The sequence below is a fragment of the Chryseobacterium sp. LJ668 genome, assembly GCF_019613955.1.
Taxonomy (GTDB): domain Bacteria; phylum Bacteroidota; class Bacteroidia; order Flavobacteriales; family Weeksellaceae; genus Chryseobacterium.
Map to the genome: position 1 here is coordinate 1,269,900 of NZ_CP080443.1, position 25,072 is coordinate 1,294,971.

The window sequence follows — 25,072 nt, forward strand, 5'->3', positions numbered from 1 at the left end:
CAGTATTTGGCTGGATTTATCTTAAAATTAACGGAAGATCTCGTTTCACAAATTTTATCTCACCATAATAATCTTTATTTTTACTGGTATAAAAAAGATATTCGATGTCTTTTAAAAAGTTGATGTTAGAACCGAATAAAGGTTTTAAAGATAAATATAATAATGGATGATTTTTCACAAAGATATAATTCTTCTTTAAGACTGCATTTTCTTTAATTCTTTTCCTTTTAGATTCTATTATAATTCTATTTTTATTCTGACTGATTGAATTGGGCTGAAACGGAATAGCTGTAAACTGATTCTGAGCATTGATCCACTTTTTATTCTGGAAATGTTGCCGGGTTATTGCAGGATTAGAACTTTGCAGCACAATTTCGTAAGCCGGCTGAATGATTTTCTGATAGCTTACTTTTTCAATTTCATTAAAATTATCGTCATAGCCATAACTCATGATCGTGTCATTTTCCTCTGTAAGATTTGCCGACATTTTTAAGTAATTGATATTTGCAGAATCATTCAAATTTATATTCAGTAGCTGGCTGAATTTTTTGATATTTTCTCTGTCCAATTCTGCTTCTAGAAATTGAGTCTCTTTTTTTAAATCAGAAATCAATATGGCAAAATTTTCAAGATTCGAATTACTTTTGATCTCTATCTCATCATCATTCAGATCAATAGAAAAATTTTGATTATGCGGTTGCGTTATCAGTGAAATGCTTCCTAAACCACCATCCATAAAAGAATCTGCATTTAAAGTTTGTTTCCTGACATTCTGCAAAAGTAGATTTTTAATGTCAATAAAAACCTTATTCGATGTACCTACAGTACATTTTTCGCCAAAAATTTTTATATAAACCTGATCTTTTTTAAATAGGTCTTTGCCGTTACTTATAAATTTGCTGTCTTTTAGAAATGCCAAAAATTCCTGCTTATCATTTATTTCAAATATGGTGTACCATTCGGTAATTTTAGTATTTTTCAGATGAGAAATCTGTACATAATCTGGAATTTTTATCCCGGAATCTCTGAATTTAATTCTACGGGCGTCTGACTTTCCTTTTTTAAACCATTCAGACGGATGCTGAAGTAAGCTTGTAATATATTTTCTCGTGACCTTTTTGGTATCAATCAATACAATAACATCGGCATTTTCAGGAATATATCTTAAGCTTTTATCTTTACGGAAGATCAAAAACCAGACTGCCGCCGAAAAAAGAAAAATGGCAATGAGAATAATATATTTTTTCTTCATTAAGAATTTAAATAAAAACTATTATGAATTATGCCTTCATTTTAAAGCGTCTGCAGCTTTTTGTCGGATTCCATACTTTTAAAAATCTCGTCAAACAGATCAAAGAAATACATCAGGCTGTTTTCCGAAGAATTTTTAATATTGTAATTCATTTCAGACTGAATGCTTTCTCCTTTTACTTCAGTTTTAAAATAGACATCACCCACATTTTCCCTTAATGAATTCAATGTTTTTCTTTCAGAAACGCTCTTAAATTCCGATTCAAGGCCCACTAATAATTTTTGAAGATCCAATCTCCCTGATAACGGATATTTCGCAGAATCTTTCATCCACTTTTCTGAAACTGATGATTGTTTTTTGATTGTCAAATTTTCTTTAGAAGTCGTCAGATAAACAGTTCTATCTTTTACCGCGAAAAATAACTGGTCGAGATATCCGTTGCTTTTACCTTCTTTAAAAGTATAAAAATCTCCGTTTTTTGTAAATTTTTTAGCTAAATCTTTATTGGTAGTCATCGCATCAAAAATACGCTTCCAGTATCCTTCATTTTCTGTAGCAAAAGCAAAAACGAAATCCGGAACCATCACATCTTTGGTCTTTTTTATTTCTTTCTCGTTGTAGTCATCATCGTAATCATAATCAGTGTACTCTACTTTTTTAGATTTCAATTCGTTTAAAACTAAGATTCCGTTTCCGGGTGCTATTTTGGCAATGGCCTCTTCATCCAGTACAATTTTCATGGTTTCGATCATCAGCTCAAGCTCTTTCTGATATTCTCCTTCACCAGCATCCTGAAAGAAGCTGTACATCATGTCAAAAGTCTTATAACCATCGATATTGATGGCATAATACCCAATACTTTTATCGTTGATTAACGAATTAAGCTTCTTGTTTTTCTTCCCTTTAAAAATGTTAGAAATATTCTTCTGCATATCAGAATTTTTGTGCTGATAATTATTAATCAGCCTTACTTTGTCTTTATCAAAATACAGATTATACGAAGAATTTGAATTGTACATTTTACCTAAAAACTTTGTGAAATCGTAACGACTATACAAATTTTTGTACGGTCCTTCGTTGATAATTTTACCATAATCTGCAAATACGAAAACATCTGAATCTGAATCCCGGAAACTCAGCATTTCTGCAGGAGTCTCAATTTCAAGATTAGAATCGAAGTATCTGTCAAAATTACTTTCTGCAATCCCTTTTATAATTTTGAATTTTATTGCCCTTAAAGAATCCATTTCTTTCTGATATTCGGAATCAACTGGGTAAACTTCAGTTTCTATGTAATCGTCACCAGAAGTCGGAGGCATCACTTCTACAGTCTCTTCAGAATATACAGAATCTGTTATAGGTTCCGGCTGTTTTTTTTCTTCCGGATATTGGTGATGCTTCTCAAGATATTTGATGTCTTTCTGATGTTTGGCAATATCTTCATTATTTGATTTGATGCTAGATTTCAGATATTTTATTTCATCCTTCAGGTATTGTATTTCCTCTTTATAATCAAAAGGCTTTTCTGTATCGTAAACAGTGGCGGCACTATCAACATCTACATATACACTGTCTACAACCGCAGTTGCAGTGCTGTCGACTGCATACACCCTATCATTCCAAATATTTTTAGACGGTTTTTGATAGTTTATCATTGTAATCACCGCATGCTGATCATTCCATGCCACGAAAAGATCTTCGTCAAGGTCAACATATGAGTAATTGTTTTTCTTAGAAATTTCCAGCCCTTTTTTCTTAGTCGAATTGATAAATTCCTGAAACTTCTCTTTGTTATCTATTATTAAATGAGCGTTATACGTCTGTAGAGAATCATTTAAAGTAGCATAATGATATTGCGTGGCATCATACTTTATCCCTGTTTTAGAATAATCCATCCAAGACGGTTTTTTATCCTTGTCTTTGCCTTTATCTTTACTGATCTCCTGTAAAAACGGATTGAATTTCTCCCAGTTGACTTTTTTATTCAGCTGTTTGCCATTGATTTCCATATAGAATAATGTATTCTGAGGAATTTTCATACTGTTTTGGGCAAAGGCAAGTGTAAAGCAAAAAAACAGGAAAGCGAACTTTTGTATTTTTAGTAAAATTGATTTCATATGTAATCTGGTAATTATTGTAATATGATGTTGTTTTGAACCTGTTTTTTCTCAAAGATAAAGTCTAAAATATTTCCTTCAAGCTTCATCGCTTTTTTGTTAGGCGAAAGCTGGTAAAAGGTATTTGATTGAGATTTTACCCTATTTTCGAACTGGAGTACAGAAATATATTTTGCGTTATTAAAAACTTCTTTATCAGCGGCACTCAGTTTGTCGTAATCACTTTTGAAGGTATTGATTTTGTTTCTGGTAAAAGTTTTTTTGACAGGATTATGACTATAAATATGAGTAGGTGTCATCTTCCCGAGAATATTTTTGGCTTTCAACTGTTCTAATCCCGCATTGATATTTTCAATTTTTTTGAAATTGCAGCTCAGTTTGATGATGTAATTATCAAAATCCATCGAAGTTTTCACATTGGAAATTCCGGGAACGCCTTTAAAAATTCTTGCCCCTTCGTTGATTTTGGATTCAATTTCAGATTTTTTTGGAACTTTCTTGCCGTTGATGGTTTCCATTTTTGAGATGGAGGCTAATCGTGTCTTGCTTTTGCTTGCGTTGAGAATAATTGAGTACTCACCGCTTCCGTCAGCTTTAACGTTGACTTTATCTAAAATATCAAAACAACTTGTAAGAAATAATAAGGGAAGCAGTATTAGTAACCGCTTTAGAGTAATTTTCATGATTCTGTTTTATAGATGACAAACTTACTGAATTTAGCCGTAAATATTCATGTTGTAAGCAAAATGACTTTAAATTCTGCCTTTCAGATAGTCCTGTCTCAGACTTTCGTCTAATTTTTCAATTGCATAACGGAGACACGTTCTTGGCATCACTTTGTAATATTGATTGAGAAAACTGATCAATTCTGTTTCGTTTTTATTTCCCATCTCTCTCAAAAGCCAGCCGTTTGCTTTATGCATTAAATCGTGTGGATGATGCAAGTTGTGCGTTACAAATTCTTTAGTTAATTCAAAAAAACCATTTTTTACGTAATACATCGTTCCTACAACAGCAATTCTTTTGTGCCACATATTTTCTGAATCAGTAAGCTTCCTCAGAAGGTTTTCGTTCTGATTTTCAAAAGCATATCGTCCCAGAATCTTATAGCAGCTTGTATCAACCAAATCCCAATTATTGACGTATTGAATATGATTCAGATAAAATTCCACAATCTCATCATTTACCGTTTGATCTTTGGATTTTTCAAATTTAAGGATCAGCATAAATAATGCAGTCAGTCTGTGCTCATGAATTTCTGAAGAAAGAAGTTCACTTAACTCCCCTAAATCGATTTTCGAAAAATATTCTTTGGCAACTTTTCTCTGTTCCGGAACAACCACGCCAATAAACTGATCACCTTCGCCATATTCTCCTTTTCCGGTTTTGAAAAATTTAGGCAAAAAAACGGCCTTTTCAGGAATGGAAAGAAGGCTGAGTGCTGCTTTTATTTCTTTTAAAATATAATTCATTGTCTATCAGGTGTATATTTTGCATGATCTAAAGCGACACTTCCCAGCTTCTGCTCTTCCTCTTCAATCCTCTTCGGATTGGCTACTTTTGCAATGGTAAGTCCCTGAACAATAATTGAAAAAACAACCACACAGTAAGTAATGCTTAAAATAGCATTGCTGTATTCATTTTTCGGGATAGACATTGCCAAAGCGATAGAAACACCACCCCGAATTCCACCCCAAAATAAAACTTTTATGGTTTGCGGACTAAATCTTGTTCTGAATGACATAAATTTTGTAGGTCCCCAAATTGATATAAATCTTGCAATCAATACTACTGCAATTGCCAAAAGACCCGGAATGATATAGTGATTCAGATCTTTGATCATCAACAATTCGAAACCGATGAAGAGAAATAAAACCGCATTGAGGATTTCATCAATAAGCTCCCAGAATTTAATTAAATAATCCTGCGTAATTGATTTCATTTTAAATTTCACATTGAAATTACCCATAAAAAGACCTGCCGCAACCATCGTCAAAGGTCCGGAAACGTGCATTTGTCTTGCTATTAGATAACCGCCCATTACAACTGCCAATGTAACTAAAACTGAGATAATATAATCATCAACTTCCCTCATTAATCTTGAAGTGACCCAACCCAAAAGAATACCCAAAAGCAATCCTCCACCAGCTTCTTTAATCAATAAGATCGTGATATTTTCTATGCCCAAATCTACTTCGCTACCGATTGCAAGCTGCAATACAACGGTGAAAACTACAACTGCCATACCGTCGTTAAACAAAGACTCTCCGGCGATTTTTGTTTCGAGAGATTTTGAAATGTTGGCTTGTTTCAAAACGCTTAAAACAGCTACCGGATCGGTGGGTGAGATCAATGCTCCAAACACCAGACAATAGATAAACGGTATTTGCAACCCAACAAGAGGTAAGAAATAGAACATTCCAAAACCCACGATAAAAGTTGAAATAATCACTCCGGCCGTCGAAAATATCAAAACGGGACGGAACTGTTCCTTTAAATCATTGATATTAATGTGGATTCCGCCTGCAAAAAGAAGGAAATTCAACATGGCTCCCATCAGAACTTCAGTGAAATCAATACTGTTCATGAGATCATTCAGATGCCCGAATGTTTTAGGAAGAAAATTTTCACCAAAGAAGACCAGGATGATCGATACCACAATGGCAATGACCATTATTCCGATGGTGTTCGGAAGCTTCAAAAATCTGTAGTTGATATATGCGAATATGGATGCTAAAACGATAAGAGCCGAAAATGAATAATATAATTCCAATGAATTGTTTTTTAAAAAATTAAGTCCAAATAAAGTACTTTAATATAAATTCTGCTTTCTTCTTTCTCCCAAACGTCGAGCATTCCATCTCTAAGAGTTTTGGAATCTCTATTATAATCCTGCCCGATATTCATCACATTCAGGAAAATGTATTCGTCGCCGACATTATTTACTTTGTACGCTGTCTTTTCAGATTTCCCGTCACCTGAATTTTTGATTGCGTCGGTAAGCAGTCTCAATTGAGAAAGATGGTGGGTAAAATTGCTTACATCTTTGGTCTGATCGTAGGCACGAAGCAGAATAAGAATAATATCAAGATTGCTAGGATCTTTACTGTAAAGAATTTTCCCGAGTCTGATGCAATCTGCAAAATTATTGTTTTTGAAAGCTTCTGCCAGACTTTTGAACTCATCGCCGGTCTGGGAAACTTTATCTTTTATGAAATTTCTTCCGTAGTACAGATGCTGTGCTTCTACACTGTCAAGAGATTTTGGAAGACCTTTGAATTTGAAAATAAGCTTTTCATGATTGTAAAGTGAATTGGGATTGCTGAGATTTTTCTCTATACTTTTCAAATCAAGCTTTGCCTTTTGGCTATATCCAAAAAACGGAAGAAAAAGCAGAAGAACGAGTATTCTGTAATTCATTAATCTTCTTTTTCAGACTCTTCTTCGTCATTATCAAAATATTCAAAAAGAAAATCGTTATAAGGAAATCTTGAGATATGAATTTTCATCACTTCATCGTAGATCAGCCTTTTCATTTCAGGGAAATTTTCTTTCGTCAATGCAGAAATAAAAACTGCGGGATGTTTAGATTTGTTCATCCATGTTTTTTTCCATTCTTCAAGAGAAACATTTTTGTTTGAACCCGGGGTAAGATCGTCTTCGTCTTTTTTCTCGTAGCTGAAATCATCAATTTTATTAAAAACCATAATCATCGGTTTCTGATGCGCATTGATTTCCATTAAAATCTGATTCACAGATTCGATATGATCTTCAAAACTTTCGTGCGAAATATCGACTACATGAATCAGCAGATCAGCCTCTCGCACTTCATCCAATGTAGATTTGAAAGATTCTACCAGCTGAGTCGGCAATTTTCTGATAAATCCTACCGTATCCGTCAAAAGGAAAGGTAAATTTCCAATTACTACTTTCCTTACTGTGGTATCCAGTGTTGCAAAGAGTTTATTTTCAGCAAAGACATCAGATTTAGAAATCGCATTCATCAATGTTGATTTTCCAACGTTGGTATAACCTACCAAAGCAGCACGCACTACTTTTCCACGGTTGTTACGTTGGGTAGCCATCTGCTTATCGATGATTTTGAGTTTGTCTTTTAGTAATGATATTCTGTCACGGATGATCCTTCTATCGGTTTCAATCTCCGTTTCACCGGGACCTCGCATTCCGATTCCCCCTTTTTGCTTATCTAAGTGAGACCACATTTTGCTTAATCTTGGCAGCAAATATTGGTATTGCGCCAATTCTACCTGCGTTCTTGCATAAGAAGTCTGTGCTCTCTGTGCGAAGATATCGAGGATGAGGTTGGTTCTATCAAGAATTTTTACTTCAATTTCTTTTTCAAGGTTTTTGAGCTGTGATGGAGAGAGTTCATCATCAAAAATAATGGTTCCTATCTCGTTTTCTTTTACATATTCTTTTATTTCCTGAGCTTTTCCGCTTCCTACAAAAGTTTTGGAATCTGGCTGGGTTAAATTCTGTGTAAAACGTCTATCAATTGTGGCGCCCGCTGTGAGAGCTAAAAACTCCAGCTCGTCCATATATTCCTGTAACTTATCAGCATCTTGGTTTTGAGTGACAACCCCTACCAAAACCGCTCTTTCATAATTATGTTGTTTCTTTTCTAACATTAAGTCTGCAATTTATTAAGATTACAAGATAACATTTTTAATTAATAAATACAAACCGGTCTACGAAACAGGTGTTTTCCCCTTTTTTATTCTAGTTCTTTTCCTCTGGTTTACTACTGTCGTCCCGATATACCTTTACACCGTAAAAATCTCAATAACAGATCATAACATAAAACATTTATTAACCAGAAATTTATCTTAATATGAAAAGAATTTTTTTCTACAGCTTCTTTTTGATTTTTTGCTCGGTATCTGAAATCAATGCACAAAAAGCACTTCTCGCGACAGGATCAAACGCTGCAGGTGGCAACGGTTCTGTTTCCTATAGTGTAGGACAGATTGATTTTACCACCAAAGGAAATCAGATCATGGAAGGTGTGCAGCAAGCTTACGAAATCACTACTCTTTCTACAACAGAAACAGCAGGCTCAGACAAGAAAGACATTTTATTGTATCCGAATCCATTCAAAGATTTTTTGTTTGTGGATTTTACTACAAACGACCATCGAAATTCTGAATTCCAACTATTCGATTCTTCCGGAAAACTTTTAAAAGAAGATAAAATAAAAGAATCAAAATCAGAATTTAATTTTTCAGCGCTTCCTTCTGCGATGTACATCATCCGGATCAATCAGAATGGAAAAAACATTAAAACATTTAAAATCATTAAAAAATAATCAACATGAAAAAAATTTTACTCACCGTAGGAATGATGCTTGGCTGCCATTTAGTTTCAGCACAGGCACCTGAAAAAATGAGTTATCAGGCTGTAATGAGAAATACATCCGGACAATTGCTTACCAATCAGAACATAGGAGTTAAAGTAAGTGTTCTTCAGGGCTCACCCGCAGGAACCGTTGTATATTCTGAAAGACTGACAGGAACAACGAATGTAAACGGACTTATCAGTCTGGAAATCGGAACGGGAACCGTACTTTCCGGAACTTTTGCAACCATCAACTGGCCATCTGGCAATTATTATTTAAAAACTGAAACTGACCCTACAGGCGGAACGAGTTATACAATTGCAGGAACAAGTCAATTATTAAGCGTTCCTTATGCCATGTATGCAAAAACTTCCGGTAGTTCCGGAGGTGGTGGTTTTACTTTGCCTTATACAGCAACAGTTAATAATGCCAACAATCTTTTCTCAATAACAAATGATGGCGACGGAACTTCTTTAGAAGGAAACAACAATACTACAACATCAAGCATTGCAGCCGTAAGAGGAACTGTTACCAATGTTGCTCCAGGAGGTTTTTCTTCAGGTGTAAGAGGAATTAACAATGGTACCGGCGGTTTAGGTGTAGGTGTTTGGGGAAGCCAGAACGGAAGCGGATGGGGAGTTTACGGAGTTACACCTTCAGGATTGGGAGTTTATGGAAATTCTTCAGGCGCAGGGTACGGAGTGTATGCCAACAGCAATACAGGAACCGGACTTAACGCAACAAGTACAAATGGTCCTGCAGCTAATATTTCAATTTCAAATAACGCAAATAATAGCGCTGTTCTTACCGCAAATACCCTAGGAAACGGAACTGTAATTAATGTTTCGACTACTGGATCAGGTACAGGTGTTCTGAGTAATACAGGAAACGGATTTGCTGTTCATGGGATTACGACCGCGCAGAGCTCAGCCGGAGTTATCGCTGATAATAATGGAGCCGGAGAAGCAGTAGTAGGAAGAACCACTAGTGACATTGCAGGAGCCGTAGTGGGGAGAAATGATGGCGGAGGTTATGGATTACATGGTTTTGTATCTACAAACACTTCAGGTACAGGAATTGGGGTTTATGGGCGAGTGGGACTCAATAACAGCAAAGGACGGGCAGGAAGGTTTCAAAACTTCTTGGCAACCAATGACAGAAACACTTTCGAAGTAGAATCTAACAGTACGGGAAATATCCCAGACAATACTCAGGGTAATGTTTCTTCTTTTCTTGCCAGTAACACAAACAGTGTAAGTGCAGCAGTGCGAGGTGAAGTAAAAACAATCTTCGGAAACTTTGGAGCAGCCGGGATTTTCGGAGTCTCTTCCGGAACGGGAGGTTTTGGCGGATTATTTTATTCTTCAAATGTCACCGGAAACGGACGTGCTTTAGTTGCATTAAATGACGGTAATGGTGACGCAATCGTTGCCAACGTAGGGAAAGATGGTGATGCAATCGAGGCCAATGTTGACGGAACAGGACGAGCAATTTACGGTTGGGTTCCTACATTCAGTACAGGAAAAGCCGCGGAATTTAAAAATTTCAATACTTCAAATACATCTACAGCACTGTCTTCCACAACATTAGGAAACGGTATCGCAGGAGATTTCTTCGTAGACAATACCAATGGCACTTCTCCGGCGGTTAAAGGAAAAGTAAATTCTCAGTTTGCTAACTTCGGAACCGCCGGTGTTTATGGCGAATCCGCAGGAACAGGAGGTTTCGGAGGTTTATTTTACGCAAGTAATGCTTCAGGTAACGGACCTGCATTAATTGCTCTTGCCAACGGAAACGGAAACGGGATCACCGCCAATGCAAAAAATTCCGGTGATGGTATAGAAGCAACGGTAGACGGAACCGGAAGTGCAATTTACGGTTGGGTTCCTAATTTTGGAACTGGTAAAGCTGCTTATTTCAGAAACTTTAATACCGCAAATTCTCAGGCAGTAGTATCTGTAACCAACGTAGGAACAGGAACAGGGATTTTTGTAAATCATACCGGAGCTTCAGGAAACCTTGCAGTTTTTCAAAGTGGATCAGCCAATGTCGCCAGAATCAATAAAACAGGAACAGGATTTTTCAACGGCGGTACCCAAAATAGCGGTGCCGATTTAGCCGAGGCATTTGATGTTGAAGGAAATATTTCCGAATACGAAATGGGTGATGTTTTGGTCATCTCCACTTCAAGTGACAGAGCGGTAGAAAAATCATCAAAACCTTACTCTACTTTAGTTTCAGGAGTTTACGCTACAAAACCTGGAGTTCTTTTAACTGAAGAAAATGTAGATGCAGATCTTTCGGGTAAAGTTCCGATGGGAGTGATTGGTGTGATCCCTACTAAAGTTTGCCTTGAAGGAGGAAAAATAAAAAGAGGCGATCTTCTGGTAACCTCATCAAAACCTGGAGTCGCCATGAAAGCTAATCCTAAGAAAGTAAAAATAGGACAAGTGCTCGGAAAAGCTCTTCAGGATTATGACCAAAACTCAATCGGAAAAATAAAAGTATTCGTTAACATTAAATAAAACTATTATGAAATCATTATATATCATCCCCTTTTTACTTCTAAGTGTTACTTTTTATGCTCAAGAAAAAAAAGCAGCCGAACTTCAGGATCAGGAACAGGTTTTGAAAGATGCAAAAGCATTCAAACAAAAAATGCAGAAGCAAAACGAAGCCAATTCTACAAAAAAAGAAAAACAAACCGTTTTAGCTTCTGAACAAGGGCTCGAAGCGAAGCAGGAAACTCAACAAATGCAAAATGAAAATAATCCGGGAAAATTATTACCGAATACCGCAAGCTTTGAAGAGGTTTTGGCAACCATTCCCAACAGAAAGGTAGCAGGAAAAACGATGAGCTCAAAAAGTGCTATCGTACAAGGTTTGCCTAATACAGCGACTCTTGAGGAAATTAAAAAAACGATTCCAAAAAACTAACTAACCTTTTTTACTAAAGAAGTCCGCAAATTATATTTGCGGACTTCCTGCTTTTTATGTAAGAAATCTAATCCCAATCTGCAGCGATAAATTGCATCTCATTTCCATCATGATCGGAAAGTATTAATTGATGGCCTTCAATTTTATAATTGGTCATACTTTCAAATTTTTTCGTAAAAGCATTTTCAAGTTCCATGTTTTTACACGCTGTCATGGTACTCCCTACTTCTGAAATACTTATTTTGCCATTATTTTTTAATTCAGCTAAGAAAAATATGCTGTTGCAACCCATTGTTGCAGTTCCTTTTACTTTATTTCGTGATTTTTCACCGGTTAAATTAATTTCTGCTTTATTTTCGATCATCTGCTGCTTTGTAAATTGATCAAACGAAACCATCATCCATTCTCTCTGGTAGTGCTGATTATTCATCTGTGAAGCCGAACAATTCAAAACAGATAGGAAGATAAAAAATATAAAAGGACCAGATAAAATGTTTTTCATACCACCCAGGCTGCCATTTTTGTACCAATTACCAATAGATTATCGTAAAAATTACTAAATTAGCCCCACAAAAATTATTTAATAAAATGAAAAGAATATTTTTACTATTCACTTTCTTGTTAGGTTTTGCCCAAATGAGGGCAGACGAAGGGATGTGGCTTCTGATGCTTATTAAAAGACTGAACGGCGTTGATATGCAGAAAGAAGGTCTGCACCTTACTCCGGAAGAAATTTATTCTGTAAACAATTCGAGTTTAAAAGATGCCATCGTAAGCTTTGGCGGGTTTTGTACAGGAGAAATTGTATCAGACAAAGGTTTGATTTTCACCAATCACCACTGTGGTTATGGTGCAGTTGCAGCGGCTTCTACACCGTCAAAAGATTATTTGAAAAATGGTTTTTGGGCGGCGAAAGAAAAAGATGAGTTTAATGCAAAAGATCTTTATGTAAGATTTTTGGTAAGAATGGATGATGCATCGCAGAGAATCAATTCAAAATTAAACAATAACATGACTGCAGCTGAAAGAAAAGCTGTGATCGATGCTGAAACAAAAGCAATACAGACAGAAAATTCTGAAAACGGAAAATATACTGTTGTAGTTAGAGATTTCTTTAACGGAAATGAATTTTATTTCTTTGTTTATCAGGATTATAAAGATATCAGATTAGTAGGTGCACCACCATCAGCATTAGGAAAATACGGTGGAGATACAGATAACTGGGAATGGCCAAGACATACTGCAGACTTCACGGTTTTCAGAGTATATGCAGATGCAGCGGGAAATCCTGCAGAATTTAAGCCAACCAACGTTCCTTTGAAGCCTAAGCATTTCTTACCGGTTTCTCTTAAAGGAATAAAGCCTGGTGATTTCTCAATGATTCTAGGGTACCCGGGAAGAACAAACCGTTACCTGACTTCTTACGGTATCAACCAAATGGTATCAAAAGACTATCCGGCGTGGGTAGAAACTTCTAAACTGGCAATGGACGTCATGAAGAAGTATATGGATAAAGACAAAACAACTCAGTTAAGTTATGCTTCTCAATATGCTTCCGTAGCCAATTATTGGAAAAACAGACAGGGAACAATTGACGCTGTTGAGAAAAATGGAACAATTGCCGATAAACAAAATATAGAAAGTACTTTCAGAACATGGGCTGCACAGCCGGGTAACGAAATGTATGACGGTGTTCTTGAACAAATCGCTACTTATTACAAGCAGGTTACAGACAGAAATGTTGAAAGAAATTATGCTTCTCTTTTGACAAGAAACGCAAAATATATTGCTTTAGCTTATCAATTGGCTCCAACTCTTGATGCTTACGCAAAACAGGATATGGCAGGAAGACTGGCTATGAAGCCTAAAGTAGAAGCAGCGATCAAAGATGCTTACGACAACATCAATCCTGAATTGGAAGGCGAAATGCTTAATTCTTTAGTTAACCTTTACAAAACTAGAGTAAAAGAAGATGTTGCTTCACCAACGATTATGGCTTTGGATGCTAACAATTTGTCAACCGTTGCGTTTTCTTCATTATTTGCAAACAAAACCTCTGTAACCAACTATATTTTAAACCCAGACCGTTTGAAATTAGATGCAGATCCATTGTTGAAAATTGCAAAAGGTATTGCAGAAGATCAGAGAGTTTCTGGTGAAAGATTTGTAAAAATCGATGACAATTTTGCTAAAAACAACCGTCTTTTCTTAGCCGGATTAATGAAAGCAATGCCAGAGAAAAAATTCTATCCGGATGCAAACTCTACCATGAGATTAACGTACGGCCAGATTGCTACTTTACCGGTAAGAACAGACAGAAACTATTTTGGTGTTACAGATAATTATTACACAACAATGGAAGGTTTGGTAGGTAAATACAAAGCCGGTGACGAAGAATTTGATCTTCCACAAAGAGTGTTGGCGCTTCAGGGAGCAAAAGACTATGGTCAGTATGCAGATAAAGCAGGTTATCTTCCGGTAAACTTCCTTTCAGATAACGATATCACAGGAGGAAACTCTGGATCTCCGGTAATCGATGGGGACGGAAACCTGATCGGTATCGCATTCGACGGAAACAGCGAAGCACTTAGTGGTGACATCGTTTTTGAAGACAAATGGCAGAAAACCATCAGTGTAGACATCCGTTTTGTTCTTTGGACGATCGATAAATACGCTGGTGCAAGAAGATTGGTAGATGAGTTGAAATTAGTAAGAGACGAAAATACTCCTGCTGATACAGGCGCATCTAAAATCAAAACTGCAGTTCCTGCAAAAAAGAAAAAGAAATAATTTTTTCTAAAAAATATTTTAAAAACCGTGGAATTTTTTTCACGGTTTTTTTATTTTTGATGATTCAATTTTAATTAAAATGAAAACACAAAAGATCAATTTTAAAGCAATCATCCAACAAAATGGAACGATGAATGCTGCCTTTGTAGAATTTCCGTTTTCTGTGGAAGAACTTTTCGGGAAGAAAGGTCAGGTAAAAATCAAAGCTTTATTTGATGAAACAGTTGAATATCGTGGAAGTTTGGCTAAAATGAATCTGACTGCCATATTTTAGGTTTAACACAGGAAATCCGAAACAAGCTTGGAAAAACTTTCGGTGATGAGGTTTCTGTTTTGCTCATAGAAGATAAAGAAGAAAGAACCGTTGAAATTTCAGAAGATATTCTTGAAGTTTTTAGTGAAAATCTTGACGCTAAAGTCTTGTTTGACAAAATGAGTTATACCCACAGAAAAGAATACATTCGTTGGATTCAAGAAGCCAAAAAACCTGAAACAAGAGAGAACAGAAAAACAAAAATGATTCAAATGATTTTGGACGGTAAAAAAGGAATTTAAATAGTTAATAAAAGCTCTGAAAACTTGAATTCAGAGCTTTTTTAGATTTAAACATTCCAAAACTCACGATCCAAACTTCTGTACTGTATTGCCTCAGAAATATGATGTGACAAAATATTTTCAGATTCTTTAAGATCAGCAATTGTTCTGGCAACTTTCAAAATTCTGTCATATGCTCTGGCTGAAAGATTCAGTTTTTCCATGGCCATTTTGATGAGGTTAAAAGATGCATCATCTAATTCACAAAACCGTTCCAACTCACGAGAACCAATTTGAGCATTATAACTGATAGACAAATCCTTATATCGTTCATTCTGAATCTCACGCGCAATCAAAACACGTTTTCTTATATCTTCACTTTTTTCGCCTTTTCTTTTTTCAGCCAATTGCTCAAACTCAACTTTCTGAACTTCCACATGAATATCAATACGATCTAAAAGCGGTCCCGAAAGTTTATTCATGTACCGCTGCATCTCAAAAACTGACGAAGTGTTATTCGGATCATCCGGAAAATATCCGCTGGGACTTGGATTCATCGAAGCCACTAGCATAAAGCTCGAAGGATAATTAACCGTGAATCTTGCCCTGGAAATCGTCACTTCACGATCTTCCAAAGGTTGTCGCATGACTTCCAAGACGGTTCTTTTAAATTCGGGCATTTCATCTAAAAATAAAACGCCATTATGCGCAAGAGAAATTTCTCCGGGTTGAGGATAACTCCCTCCACCAACGAGTGCGACATCGGAAATAGTATGATGAGGTGATCTAAAAGGACGAACTGTCATTAGAGAAGTTTCCGTTCCCATTTTTCCCGCAACAGAATGTATTTTTGTGGTTTCTAAAGCTTCCTTCAGCGTAAGCGGCGGCAAAATACTAGGAACTCTTTTTGCCAGCATTGTTTTCCCACTTCCGGGAGGTCCAATGAGGATAATATTATGGCCGCCTGCAGCAGCAACTTCCATTGCTCTTTTTGCGGTTTCCTGACCTTTCACTTCAGAAAAATCAAAAGGGAAACTGTTTATTTTATCCTGAAACTCTTTCCGGGTATCTAGAACTACTTTTTCCAGAGGTTTTCCTTCATTAAAAAAATCGATAACTTCTTTAATATTTTCTACACCGTAAACATCAAGATTATTAACAATGGCTGCTTCTCTTGTGTTTTGTTTCGGCAAAATTATTCCTTTAAAACCTTCTTCACGAGCCTGAATAGCAATCGGCAACACCCCGCGGATCGGCTGCAGACTTCCATCAAGAGAAAGCTCACCCATGATGATATAGTCTTTTACGTTTTCTGCGAAAATCTGGTCTGAAGCAACCAGGATACCAATCGCAATACTTAAATCATATGCAGCCCCTTCTTTTCTGAGATCTGCGGGAGCCATATTAATCGTAATTTTTTTACCTGGAATTTTGAAGCCTACATTTTTTAAAGCAGCGGAAATTCTATAACTGCTTTCCTTAATAGCATTATCCGGCAGACCTACGAGATGATAGCCAACACCTCCCGTATCAACATTAACTTCAATGGTTATGGTTTGTGCAGAAACACCAAAGATGGCACTGCCGTAGATTTTAATCAACATTATATGTGTGTTTTAAGTAAAAATAAGCTTTTTTTCTTTTTTTAAAGAAAATCTTCAACTTTTTTAAATATATTTTTTAATACTTTTGCTTGAAGCAGATCAAATTATATTTAAAAATCAAATTGACGATGAGCTTAAAACCTGAAATATCTTGGAAAGATTTCGAAAAGATTGACATCCGATGTGGCACTATTATTTCTATAAATGAATTTGAAAAAGCCAGAAATCCTTCTTATCAGCTGGAAATTGATTTTGGAGATTTAGGCATTAAAAAATCTGCGGCTCAGATTACTACTTTATACAAAAAAGAAGATTTAGTCGGTAAACAAATTGTCGCAGTAGTTAATTTTCCGAAAAAACAGATTGCCAATTTTTTCAGTGAATGTCTGGTTTTAGGAATTTACGGTGAAGATGTAAAAGACGTGACCATTCTCACACCCTCTTTAACTACAAAAAATGGGTTGCAGGTTGGATAATAAATTTAAACAAAGTTGAAGCACAAAGATGATACAGAACATTCCATTAGAAAAAGTCTTATTTCTAGATATAGAAACGGTTCCGAATTCAGGTTCGTGGGAAGCACTATCTGAAACCGAACAAATCCTTTGGGATAAGAAAACAAAATATCAGCGAAAAGATGAAATTTCAGCAGAAGATTTTTATGAAAGAGCAGGAATTATGGCTGAATTTGGCAAAATCATCTGCCTTACCATTGGAATGCTTGAGAAAAATGAAACTTTAAAAATAAAGAGCTTTGCTAATGATGATGAGAGAAAATTGCTGTTGGAATTTGGAGAACTCTTTAACAGCCCTAGACTTCGCGACGTGATATTATGTGCTCATAACGGAAAAGAATTCGACTTTCCGTGGATTGCAAGACGTTTTCTGATCAACGGGATGCAGCCCCCTACTCCGTTTCAGATGTTCGGGAAAAAGCCGTGGGAAATTCCGCATCTTGATACAATGGAACTTTGGAAATTCGGTGACTACAAAAGCTTTATTTCTCTGGAGCTTTTGGCTCATGTTTTTGGTATTCCGACCCCGAAAGACGACATCGACGGCTCAATGGTTTCATCAATTTACTACATAGAAAAAGACTTGCAGCGAATAGTTGACTATTGTGAAAAAGATGTCTTAACTTTGGCAAACATTTTCCGACGTATGCGTCAGGAAGACTTATTGCAGAGAAATATCAATTAGATTTACAAATGAACTTTACAGACGATCAAATTGCCGACATCGGTGAAGAAATTATAAGAGTACTGAAAACCGTTTATGATCCGGAAATTCCGGTAGATATTTACGAATTGGGATTGATTTACGACGTTCAGATTTCGGAAGAAGCCGATGTTAAAATCATCATGACCTTAACAAGCCCTAACTGTCCAGTTGCGGAAAGTCTTCCGCAAGAGGTTAAGGACAAAGTAAAAGAGGTAGAAAATGTGAACGAAGTAGAGCTGGAACTTACTTTCGAACCAACTTGGAACAAAGATATGATGAGTGAAGAGGCAAAATTTGAGCTGGGAATGCTTTAATACCCTATTAAAATTTTTGAAGATAAATTCAAATTTAAAATAAAAATAACCGCAGAAATTTCTGCGGTTATTTTATTATCATTGGTAGATAAAAATCATAGTCTGTATCAATTCCGGATGAAGGCTTCTAGCTACCGGACAATTGTGTGCGGTTTCTTCAATGAAAGCTTTTTCTTTGTCTGAATAGGTATCTGCAAAAACAAAATTACATACAATTTCCCCGATTCTTCTGGGTTCCGTTTTCATAATTTTCTGCAGTGTACAGTACGCTCCGTCGATATTAATATTTTTTTCTTTGCCTAAAATGGCTATTGTTGTAAGCACACATTCTGCTAAAGAAGTCGCACAAAGATCGGTTGGTGAAAACTTCTCACCTTTTCCATGGTTATCGGTTGGCGCATCACTTTCGATGAAGGTTCCTGACTGTAAATGTTCTGCTGAACATCTGAGTCCTCCGATGTATGTTATTTTTGATGTCATAATACTTTGAATAAAAAAGACGATCTCTTAGAAATGAAAAATATCTTTCGCTATGTTATAAGAACTTTCGAAATTCAATAAGTTCAATTTGTGTTCCGCTTTTTCTACGCTCATAAAATTGATTACCTGTTCGGTCGGCATATTTCCTACCAGATCATCTTTCGCCATCGGACAACCACCAATTCCTTTGATGGCAGAATCAAATCTACGGCAACCTTTGTCGTAAGACACTTTCAGTTTTGAATAAGAATCTTCGTAACGATTATGAAAATGCGCTCCAAAATCAATATTTGGATATTTTGAAGGAATCTTTTCGAATAAAACAGAGATCGTTTCCGTCGTTGCAACTCCTGTAGTATCAGACAATAAGATATTTTTAATTCCGATTTCAGAAAAACGGTTTGTCCAGAAATCTACATCTTCCCATTTCCACATTTCGCCGTAAGGATTTCCAAATGCCATCGAGAAATAAAGATTCAGGTCTTTGTTTTCACTTTTCGTCAATTCAAGCATTTTAACAACATCATCAAAAGCTTCTTCCTGATTTTTATTGGTATTTCTGTGCTGAAAAGTTTCAGAAATAGAAAACGGAAAACCTAAAATATCCACAGATGGATGCGCCAAAGCTTTTTCGGCACCTCTATAATTTCCAATAATGGCAGAAACTTTGGTGTTGGATAAAGATTTGTCTATGTTTTCGGCGACCTCAGCAGAATCAGCCATTTGCGGAATTGCTTTTGGGGAAACAAAGCTCAGGCAATCTAAGACATCAAAGCCAACCTCCATTAATGAGTTGATATAATCTATCTTTTTGGCAGTCGGGATAAATTCTCCCCAACCTTGCATGGCATCTCTGGGACATTCTGTAAGAAACATGTTCACTTTTGATTTTCTCAAATATAATAAAACTAAAACAATTAGTTCTTTGTACAAAACAAAGCTAAGATTCTTTTGATAACCAATAATTTATATGTGATTTATAATTTCGATACCTCATATTCAATTACAAAAAACTGTTCTCAGCATCAAATTTGCTAACTTTGTTAAAATTTTATACATCTAATGAGTACAATTGAATTCAACGAAATGTGGAGAGAAAAATTACTGAACCGTTTTCTCAGCTATGTAAAAATATATTCAACAAGTGACGCAGAAAGCGAATCGACACCTTCTACGGAACGACAGTGGGATATCGCCAATTACATTGTAGAAGAACTAAAAACAATTGGCCTGGAAGATGTCACTATTGACGATCATGGGTATATCATGGCGTATGTGCCTTCTAATCTGGAGAATGGCAGCCAGCCAACGATCGGATTTATTTCCCATTACGACACGTCACCAGATTTCAGTGGTGAAAATGTAAAACCACAGGTTTGGGAAAATTATCAGGGAGAAGATTTAATTTTAAATAAAGAAAGCAATTTTACTTTATCGCCTTCAAAATTTGAAAGCTTAAAACAATATATCGGACAGACGATTATTACCACTGACGGAAACACGCTTCTCGGAGCAGACGACAAAGCCGGCTGTGCAGAAATCGTAACCGCCGCGGAATATCTGATCGCGCATCCTGAGATTAAACATGGAAGAATGGCAATCGGATTTACTCCGGATGAAGAAATAGGAAGAGGTGCACATAAATTTGATGTTGCAAAATTCGGGGCAGAATTCGCCTATACAATGGATGGAAGCGAAGTTGGTGAATTGGAATATGAAAACTTCAACGCAGCCGGAGCTGTGGTGAAAATCCACGGATTGAGTGTACATCCAGGTTATGCGTTTGGAAAAATGGTGAATGCAAGTCTTTTGGCTGCAGAATTTATTCAGTCTTTACCCGCAAACGAAACTCCTTCTACCACAAAAGGTTTTGATGGTTTTTATCATTTGATGGATGTAACTTCTGATGTTTCAGAATGTAAACTTCAATACATCATCCGTGATCATGACGATGAAAAATTTGAGGCAAGAAAAAAATTCATGGAAGAAAAAGTAGCCGAATTTAATCAAAAACACGGTGAAAAAACCGCTGAAGTGGAGATTAAAGAGCAATACAGAAACATGAAGCAGCAATTCGAAGGCAAAATGCACATCGTAGATCTTGCTGCAAAAGCCATGAAGGACGCAGGAATTGAGCCTAAAATCAAAGCCATCAGAGGCGGAACGGACGGAGCGCAATTATCTTACATGGGATTACCTTGTCCGAATATTTTTGCCGGCGGAATGAATTTTCACGGGCCTTATGAATATGTCGCGCTTGAAAGTATGAAGAAAGCTGTTGAGGTGATTGTGAATATTGTGAAGGAGTAATTTTTTTTATATAAATTGAAATCCAACTCAAAAGAGTTGGATTTTTTAATCATTATCTGGAATTAACCCTGTTGACATTCCACTATTTCTTTCCGACTCAGAAACAGACTTCATTTTTTTCTTTTCGATAAATTCTCCAGTCCAAGGATTAAATACGTAAACATTGAATTTATAAACTTTTCCCGTTCTATTAAATTTCTTATAATTTTCAATCTTAATAAGTTCAGTTATAGAAAATATAAAACGACCACTGTAAAAATCTTTTGAATTAATCTTCTCCCAATCTAAAAAATGATTTAATTTGTTTCTCTTATTAAGACCTTTTGTTATAGCAATATTATAAGATTCTGAATTGTTTATTTTGAATTTTTTATCTTTTAATTTAACATCTTCAAAGCCATAAATACCTACTAAATCATTATTAACTACGTAATTCCCCAAAGAATCCAATTCAATTCCAATCATATCACTTTTCCAATCTGAATCAGAAACTTTAACGGCATACTTAAAATTAAATTGGTCTGGTTTAGCTTTTAAGGGTTCCGTCCAAGAACCCACATATTTTGATGAGTAGAATTTTGTTCCATCATTCCATTCAATCAGTTGTTTTTTATATGCATTCCCATCACATTCAAACCTGACATAATTAGCCAAAAATTCAGTGCCATAAGCCTTTTCAATCAATTCATCAGCCTTTCGCTTCATAGTTTCAAACAGCTGATGATAAGGATAAAGAGATTTGTTGATTATGCACTTTCCATTCTTATAATCACGAGAATAAAGCCAATCACCATTTTCATTATATTCCTTCCAAGAGATTGTTCGATGATATTTATCCATTATTCCTTCAGAACTAACTTTAGTTGTATCATTTATAAACCAAGATTTATGAATGATATAATCTTTATCGTTAAGTTTTTCTTCCCAAATTTTATATTTTGAATTTTTAATAATTTGAATTTCAGAAGAATCGGTTTTAATTTTCCTCTCCGAATATTGTGAAAAGAAAGCCTGACTAATGAAGATAAAAAAACAAAGAAATTTCATTATGAAATCTGATTGCCTAAAAAAGCATCCCAACCTTGCGCCGTCAACGCAACCAATTGGTTAGAACCTCTTGCCACCATAAAATTGCCTTCTTCTTTTTCAACCGCATGACCGATAATCGTAAAATCCGGATGATTTCTCATCTTTTCAAAATCGTTTGGCGAAATCGTAAATAACAATTCATAATCTTCACCGCCGCTTAACGCTGTCATGACAGGATTTAAATTCAAATCATCCGCTGTTGTAATCGTCAGATTATCCATCGGAATTTTCTCTTCATACAATCTGAAACCAACTTTCGACTGGTCTGAAAGATGCAGGATTTCCGAAGCCAGACCGTCTGAAATATCAATCATAGATGTTGGTTTAATATCCAATTGCTCTAAAATTCCTTTGACGTCGGTTCTTGCTTCCGGCTTCAACTGTCTTTCCAAAATATAATCAAAACCTTCCATTTCAGGCTGCATATTTGGGTCTGCTAAGAAAATAGCATGTTCTCTTTCCAAAATCTGAAGTCCCATGTAAGCACCACCTAGATCTCCGCTTACAACAAGCAAATCGTTTGGTTTTGCGCCGCTCCTTTTCACAATATTTTCTTCATCTTCAATTCCGACTGCAGTGATGCTCATCACCAAACCTGCGTTAGAACTCGTCGTATCACCACCGATTAAATCGACATTATATCTTCCACAAGCCGCCTGAATTCCTGAATACAGTTCTTCCAAAGCTTCTACCGGAAAACGGTTCGAAACCGCCAAAGAAACCAAAATCTGTGTAGGTGTTGCATTCATTGCTGCGATATCGCTGAGATTCACCACAACGGCTTTGTAGCCTAAATGTTTCAACGGCACATATCCTAAATTGAAATGCACTCCTTCAGCCAAAACATCAGTCGTTAAAACCACTTTTTTATTTCCAGGGTTGATAACCGCGGCATCATCCCCTACTCCAAGTTCCGAAGATTTGTTGGATAAAGGAAAAAATTCCGTTAAGTGTTTTATCAGTCCAAACTCTCCTAATTTAGAAATGGGCGTCAATTCTGGTTCTTTATCTTCAAACATATTTATTTTTATAAGTAATGGGTAATTGGCAATGAATAATATTAAACTTTGAATTCAAAACTTTAAATACTAAAAATTGCCGGGTCTATATTTTCCGGACGGAAAGGAAGTTTTTTAAAATCTTCTCGCGTCATCAATATGGTTTCAGCCGTTTTGTATTTATTCATTGCTTCAACAACATCATCCGGCGGCGAAGTCATTTTTCTCAGCATTGTATCAATCCAAACACCTGTTGCTTCTGAAGTCGCACAGTGTGAACCATCAGGAAGATAAAACTTATGCACAAAACGATAGATTGCAGCATCTTCCGCGCATCCGTCAATTTCAAGACTCACAATGACTTTTTGGTCTGCAAAAATTTCTTTAAAGAAAGAAAATCTTTCATGCATAATTACCGGTCCGATTCCCCAACGGCTCATTTGGGTAACGCCCATTTTTTCTTTTTTCATAAAAGCCATTCGGGTTTGCGCGCAATAGGCTACGTAAGATGAGTTGGCAAGATGTTTATTAGCGTCAAGGTCGCTCCAGCGAACTTCAAATGTATGGTAGAAAGTCATTTAATAATAGTTTTTATATGAACATCTTTTTTTTAAAAAACAAAATAAAATTGAATCTCGTGTTTATCATTCGTGGGAATCTAAACAGTCAATTCAAAACTTAACTTAGATTAACTAATTGAATATTGATGCTCAAGGGTTAAAAAAAGTAAGTTGTTTTTTGGTGGTTATATTTTGAGTTTAAAGTTCAAAAATTATAATCCTCAAAATTACTCAAATAAGATGGTTTATAAAAATTGTAGTTTTGCAAAAATAATCTTCAGCATAAGATTACATAGTTATGAAGCAAATTATTATTATCGGAGGCGGAGCAGCGGGTTTTTTCTGTGCAGCAAATCTTGACGAAAAGAAATATAAAATTAAGATTTTAGAACAAAATTCTGACGTTCTGCAAAAAGTAAAAATCTCGGGAGGCGGAAGATGCAATGTTTCTCACGCTTGTTTTGACCCAAAAGATCTGGTTCAGTATTATCCTCGCGGAAACAAGGAATTGTTGAGTGTTTTTACTAAATTTCAACCTGGTGACACGATGGATTGGTTTGAAAAACGAAAAATTTCGTTGAAGATAGAAAATGATAATAGAATTTTTCCCGAAAGTAATTCTTCACAAACCATTATCAATGCTTTTCAGCAGGAAATTCAGCAAAAAAATGTTGAAGTGAAAACAAAATGCTCAGTAAGAGAAATCACTAAAAAGGATGATCAATACTTAGTTTTGACAAGTTTGGGAGATTTTCTGGCAGATTATGTCATTTACACTACTGGAAGTTCGCCGAAATCTTTAAAGATGATTGAAAATTTGGGTCATAAAATCATAGATTTGGTTCCTTCTCTTTTTACATTTAATATCAAAGATGATTTGCTGAAAGATCTTTTGGGAACGAGTTTTGAAATGGCAGAAACGTCAATCCCGAAATTAAAAACCGAAGAAAGCGGACCATTATTAATTACACATTGGGGACTTTCGGGTCCGGCAATTTTAAAAATTTCAGCTTGGGAAGCTATTAATCTGGCAAAAGTAAAATACAATTTTGAAATTCAGGTCAATTTTATTTCTAAAAATATTGATGATGCTGAGGAATTATTTCAGAATTTTAAAATTTCAAATCCCAAAAAGGTAATTGGATCGTCGAAAATATTTGAGGTGACGAATCGTTTTTGGCAGAGAATTCTGGAGGTTTCAAAAGTTGATCTAAATAAACAGATTGCCAATATTTCCGGAAAAGAAATGCAGACGATTTTGGAAAATTTATGTAAAAAGAAGTTTCAGGTCAGCGGAAAATCGACTTTTAAGGATGAATTTGTCACGGCAGGTGGCGTAGATTTGAAAGAAATTAACTTTAAAAACATGTCTTCAAAACTTCTTCCAAATTTTTATATCGCAGGTGAAGTATTAAATATTGATGCGGTGACTGGCGGATTTAATTTTCAGGCATGCTGGAGTGAGGCTTGGCTGATTGCGCAGGATTTGAATAATTTAAACTAATATATT

The 25,072-nt window shown here is 35.9% G+C and carries 25 protein-coding genes; 11 read left to right on the top strand and 14 right to left on the bottom strand.

Translation table 11 applies throughout. The features are described 5' to 3' along the window. Nucleotides 1-16: 16 nt before the first annotated feature. The 7 genes from K0U91_RS05940 to hflX all read right to left on the bottom strand — a co-directional run bounded on the left by K0U91_RS05940 (nucleotide 17) and on the right by hflX (nucleotide 8,018). Complete coding sequence (locus tag K0U91_RS05940; protein ID WP_220178753.1) at nucleotides 17-1,252, bottom strand: hypothetical protein; 1,236 nt, start codon at nucleotides 1,250-1,252, stop codon at nucleotides 17-19. Between the two features lie 41 nt (nucleotides 1,253-1,293). Continuing rightward, nucleotides 1,294-3,291 carry a hypothetical protein gene (locus tag K0U91_RS05945; protein WP_258561817.1) on the bottom strand — a complete coding sequence of 666 codons (1,998 nt, stop codon included), beginning with the start codon at nucleotides 3,289-3,291 and terminating at the stop codon, nucleotides 1,294-1,296. A 92-nt stretch (nucleotides 3,292-3,383) separates the two neighbouring features. Next, complete coding sequence (locus tag K0U91_RS05950; RefSeq protein WP_220178755.1) at nucleotides 3,384-4,052, bottom strand: hypothetical protein; 669 nt, start codon at nucleotides 4,050-4,052, stop codon at nucleotides 3,384-3,386. A gap of 69 nt (nucleotides 4,053-4,121) precedes the next feature. Beyond that, nucleotides 4,122-4,841 carry a DNA alkylation repair protein gene (locus tag K0U91_RS05955; RefSeq protein WP_220178756.1) on the bottom strand — a complete coding sequence of 240 codons (720 nt, stop codon included), beginning with the start codon at nucleotides 4,839-4,841 and terminating at the stop codon, nucleotides 4,122-4,124. Beyond that, the gene (locus K0U91_RS05960; protein WP_219969956.1) at nucleotides 4,838-6,142 is read right to left on the bottom strand and encodes a cation:proton antiporter; all 1,305 of its coding nucleotides are present in this window, start codon (nucleotides 6,140-6,142) and stop codon (nucleotides 4,838-4,840) included. Before K0U91_RS05960 ends, K0U91_RS05955 begins: the two co-directional genes overlap by 4 nt. Nucleotides 6,143-6,153: 11 nt before the next feature. Then, on the bottom strand, nucleotides 6,154-6,789 hold the full coding sequence (locus K0U91_RS05965) for a DUF4919 domain-containing protein (RefSeq protein WP_220178757.1): 636 nt from the start codon (nucleotides 6,787-6,789) through the stop codon (nucleotides 6,154-6,156). Continuing rightward, the gene (hflX, locus tag K0U91_RS05970) at nucleotides 6,789-8,018 is read right to left on the bottom strand and encodes a GTPase HflX (RefSeq protein ID WP_219969954.1); all 1,230 of its coding nucleotides are present in this window, start codon (nucleotides 8,016-8,018) and stop codon (nucleotides 6,789-6,791) included. Before hflX ends, K0U91_RS05965 begins: the two co-directional genes overlap by 1 nt. A 203-nt stretch (nucleotides 8,019-8,221) precedes the next feature. Here hflX and K0U91_RS05975 point away from each other — a divergent pair, with 203 nt between their 5' ends. Genes K0U91_RS05975 through K0U91_RS05985 form a run of 3 tightly spaced genes read left to right on the top strand, consistent with a single transcriptional unit; the run spans nucleotide 8,222 to nucleotide 11,662 of the window. Then, nucleotides 8,222-8,695, top strand: coding sequence for a T9SS type A sorting domain-containing protein (locus K0U91_RS05975; RefSeq protein ID WP_220178758.1), 474 nt, complete (start codon nucleotides 8,222-8,224; stop codon nucleotides 8,693-8,695). A 5-nt stretch (nucleotides 8,696-8,700) separates the two neighbouring features. Further along, nucleotides 8,701-11,250 (top strand): beta strand repeat-containing protein, encoded by a 2,550-nt coding sequence (locus K0U91_RS05980; RefSeq protein ID WP_220178759.1) that lies wholly within the window; start codon nucleotides 8,701-8,703, stop codon nucleotides 11,248-11,250. Nucleotides 11,251-11,257: 7 nt separating this feature from the next. Beyond that, nucleotides 11,258-11,662: a hypothetical protein gene (locus tag K0U91_RS05985; protein ID WP_220178760.1), complete on the top strand. Its 405-nt coding sequence runs from the start codon at nucleotides 11,258-11,260 to the stop codon at nucleotides 11,660-11,662. A gap of 67 nt (nucleotides 11,663-11,729) precedes the next feature. Here K0U91_RS05985 and K0U91_RS05990 read toward each other — a convergent pair whose 3' ends face one another. Further along, nucleotides 11,730-12,164 carry an META domain-containing protein gene (locus tag K0U91_RS05990; protein WP_258561818.1) on the bottom strand — a complete coding sequence of 145 codons (435 nt, stop codon included), beginning with the start codon at nucleotides 12,162-12,164 and terminating at the stop codon, nucleotides 11,730-11,732. Nucleotides 12,165-12,250: 86 nt separating this feature from the next. Here K0U91_RS05990 and K0U91_RS05995 point away from each other — a divergent pair, with 86 nt between their 5' ends. The 3 genes from K0U91_RS05995 to K0U91_RS16230 all read left to right on the top strand — a co-directional run bounded on the left by K0U91_RS05995 (nucleotide 12,251) and on the right by K0U91_RS16230 (nucleotide 15,007). After that, complete coding sequence (locus K0U91_RS05995) at nucleotides 12,251-14,452, top strand: S46 family peptidase (RefSeq protein ID WP_220178761.1); 2,202 nt, start codon at nucleotides 12,251-12,253, stop codon at nucleotides 14,450-14,452. Nucleotides 14,453-14,531: 79 nt separating this feature from the next. Beyond that, nucleotides 14,532-14,726: a DUF1905 domain-containing protein gene (locus K0U91_RS16225; RefSeq protein WP_258561819.1), complete on the top strand. Its 195-nt coding sequence runs from the start codon at nucleotides 14,532-14,534 to the stop codon at nucleotides 14,724-14,726. A gap of 59 nt (nucleotides 14,727-14,785) precedes the next feature. Next, nucleotides 14,786-15,007, top strand: coding sequence for a YdeI/OmpD-associated family protein (locus tag K0U91_RS16230; protein ID WP_258561820.1), 222 nt, complete (start codon nucleotides 14,786-14,788; stop codon nucleotides 15,005-15,007). 47 nt (nucleotides 15,008-15,054) lie between these two features. On the opposite strand, the gene K0U91_RS06005 is transcribed toward K0U91_RS16230, so the two are convergent. Then, a complete protein-coding gene (locus K0U91_RS06005; RefSeq protein WP_220178762.1) occupies nucleotides 15,055-16,590 on the bottom strand; it encodes a YifB family Mg chelatase-like AAA ATPase in 1,536 nt (511 codons plus the stop codon). A 128-nt stretch (nucleotides 16,591-16,718) separates the two neighbouring features. On the opposite strand from K0U91_RS06005, the gene K0U91_RS06010 reads away from it, so the two are divergent. The 3 genes from K0U91_RS06010 to K0U91_RS06020 are packed head-to-tail and all read left to right on the top strand — an operon-like array spanning nucleotide 16,719 to nucleotide 18,125. Further along, nucleotides 16,719-17,066 carry a tRNA-binding protein gene (locus K0U91_RS06010; RefSeq protein ID WP_219969943.1) on the top strand — a complete coding sequence of 116 codons (348 nt, stop codon included), beginning with the start codon at nucleotides 16,719-16,721 and terminating at the stop codon, nucleotides 17,064-17,066. A 28-nt stretch (nucleotides 17,067-17,094) separates the two neighbouring features. Next, nucleotides 17,095-17,790: a 3'-5' exonuclease gene (locus K0U91_RS06015; protein ID WP_220178763.1), complete on the top strand. Its 696-nt coding sequence runs from the start codon at nucleotides 17,095-17,097 to the stop codon at nucleotides 17,788-17,790. Nucleotides 17,791-17,798: 8 nt separating this feature from the next. After that, on the top strand, nucleotides 17,799-18,125 hold the full coding sequence (locus tag K0U91_RS06020; RefSeq protein ID WP_047443270.1) for an SUF system Fe-S cluster assembly protein: 327 nt from the start codon (nucleotides 17,799-17,801) through the stop codon (nucleotides 18,123-18,125). A 78-nt stretch (nucleotides 18,126-18,203) separates the two neighbouring features. On the opposite strand, the gene K0U91_RS06025 is transcribed toward K0U91_RS06020, so the two are convergent. Together K0U91_RS06025 and K0U91_RS06030 are read right to left on the bottom strand one after the other, a co-directional pair. Beyond that, nucleotides 18,204-18,605, bottom strand: coding sequence for an OsmC family protein (locus K0U91_RS06025; protein ID WP_220178764.1), 402 nt, complete (start codon nucleotides 18,603-18,605; stop codon nucleotides 18,204-18,206). A gap of 27 nt (nucleotides 18,606-18,632) precedes the next feature. Then, a complete protein-coding gene (locus K0U91_RS06030) occupies nucleotides 18,633-19,481 on the bottom strand; it encodes a hydroxymethylglutaryl-CoA lyase (protein ID WP_220178765.1) in 849 nt (282 codons plus the stop codon). A gap of 186 nt (nucleotides 19,482-19,667) precedes the next feature. On the opposite strand from K0U91_RS06030, the gene pepT reads away from it, so the two are divergent. After that, nucleotides 19,668-20,915, top strand: coding sequence for a peptidase T (gene pepT, locus K0U91_RS06035; protein WP_220178766.1), 1,248 nt, complete (start codon nucleotides 19,668-19,670; stop codon nucleotides 20,913-20,915). Between the two features lie 45 nt (nucleotides 20,916-20,960). On the opposite strand, the gene K0U91_RS06040 is transcribed toward pepT, so the two are convergent. The 3 genes from K0U91_RS06040 to K0U91_RS06050 all read right to left on the bottom strand — a co-directional run bounded on the left by K0U91_RS06040 (nucleotide 20,961) and on the right by K0U91_RS06050 (nucleotide 23,580). Then, entirely contained in the window at nucleotides 20,961-21,962 is a 1,002-nt protein-coding gene (locus K0U91_RS06040; RefSeq protein WP_220178767.1) for a hypothetical protein, read from the bottom strand. Then, the gene (thiL, locus tag K0U91_RS06045) at nucleotides 21,962-23,023 is read right to left on the bottom strand and encodes a thiamine-phosphate kinase (RefSeq protein WP_220178768.1); all 1,062 of its coding nucleotides are present in this window, start codon (nucleotides 23,021-23,023) and stop codon (nucleotides 21,962-21,964) included. The genes K0U91_RS06040 and thiL overlap by 1 nt, the downstream gene beginning before the upstream one ends. Nucleotides 23,024-23,085: 62 nt before the next feature. Beyond that, nucleotides 23,086-23,580, bottom strand: coding sequence for an acyl-CoA thioesterase (locus K0U91_RS06050; RefSeq protein ID WP_219969936.1), 495 nt, complete (start codon nucleotides 23,578-23,580; stop codon nucleotides 23,086-23,088). A 280-nt stretch (nucleotides 23,581-23,860) separates the two neighbouring features. Here K0U91_RS06050 and K0U91_RS06055 point away from each other — a divergent pair, with 280 nt between their 5' ends. After that, a complete protein-coding gene (locus tag K0U91_RS06055; protein ID WP_220178769.1) occupies nucleotides 23,861-25,066 on the top strand; it encodes a BaiN/RdsA family NAD(P)/FAD-dependent oxidoreductase in 1,206 nt (401 codons plus the stop codon). The last annotated feature ends 6 nt before the right edge of the window (nucleotides 25,067-25,072 follow it).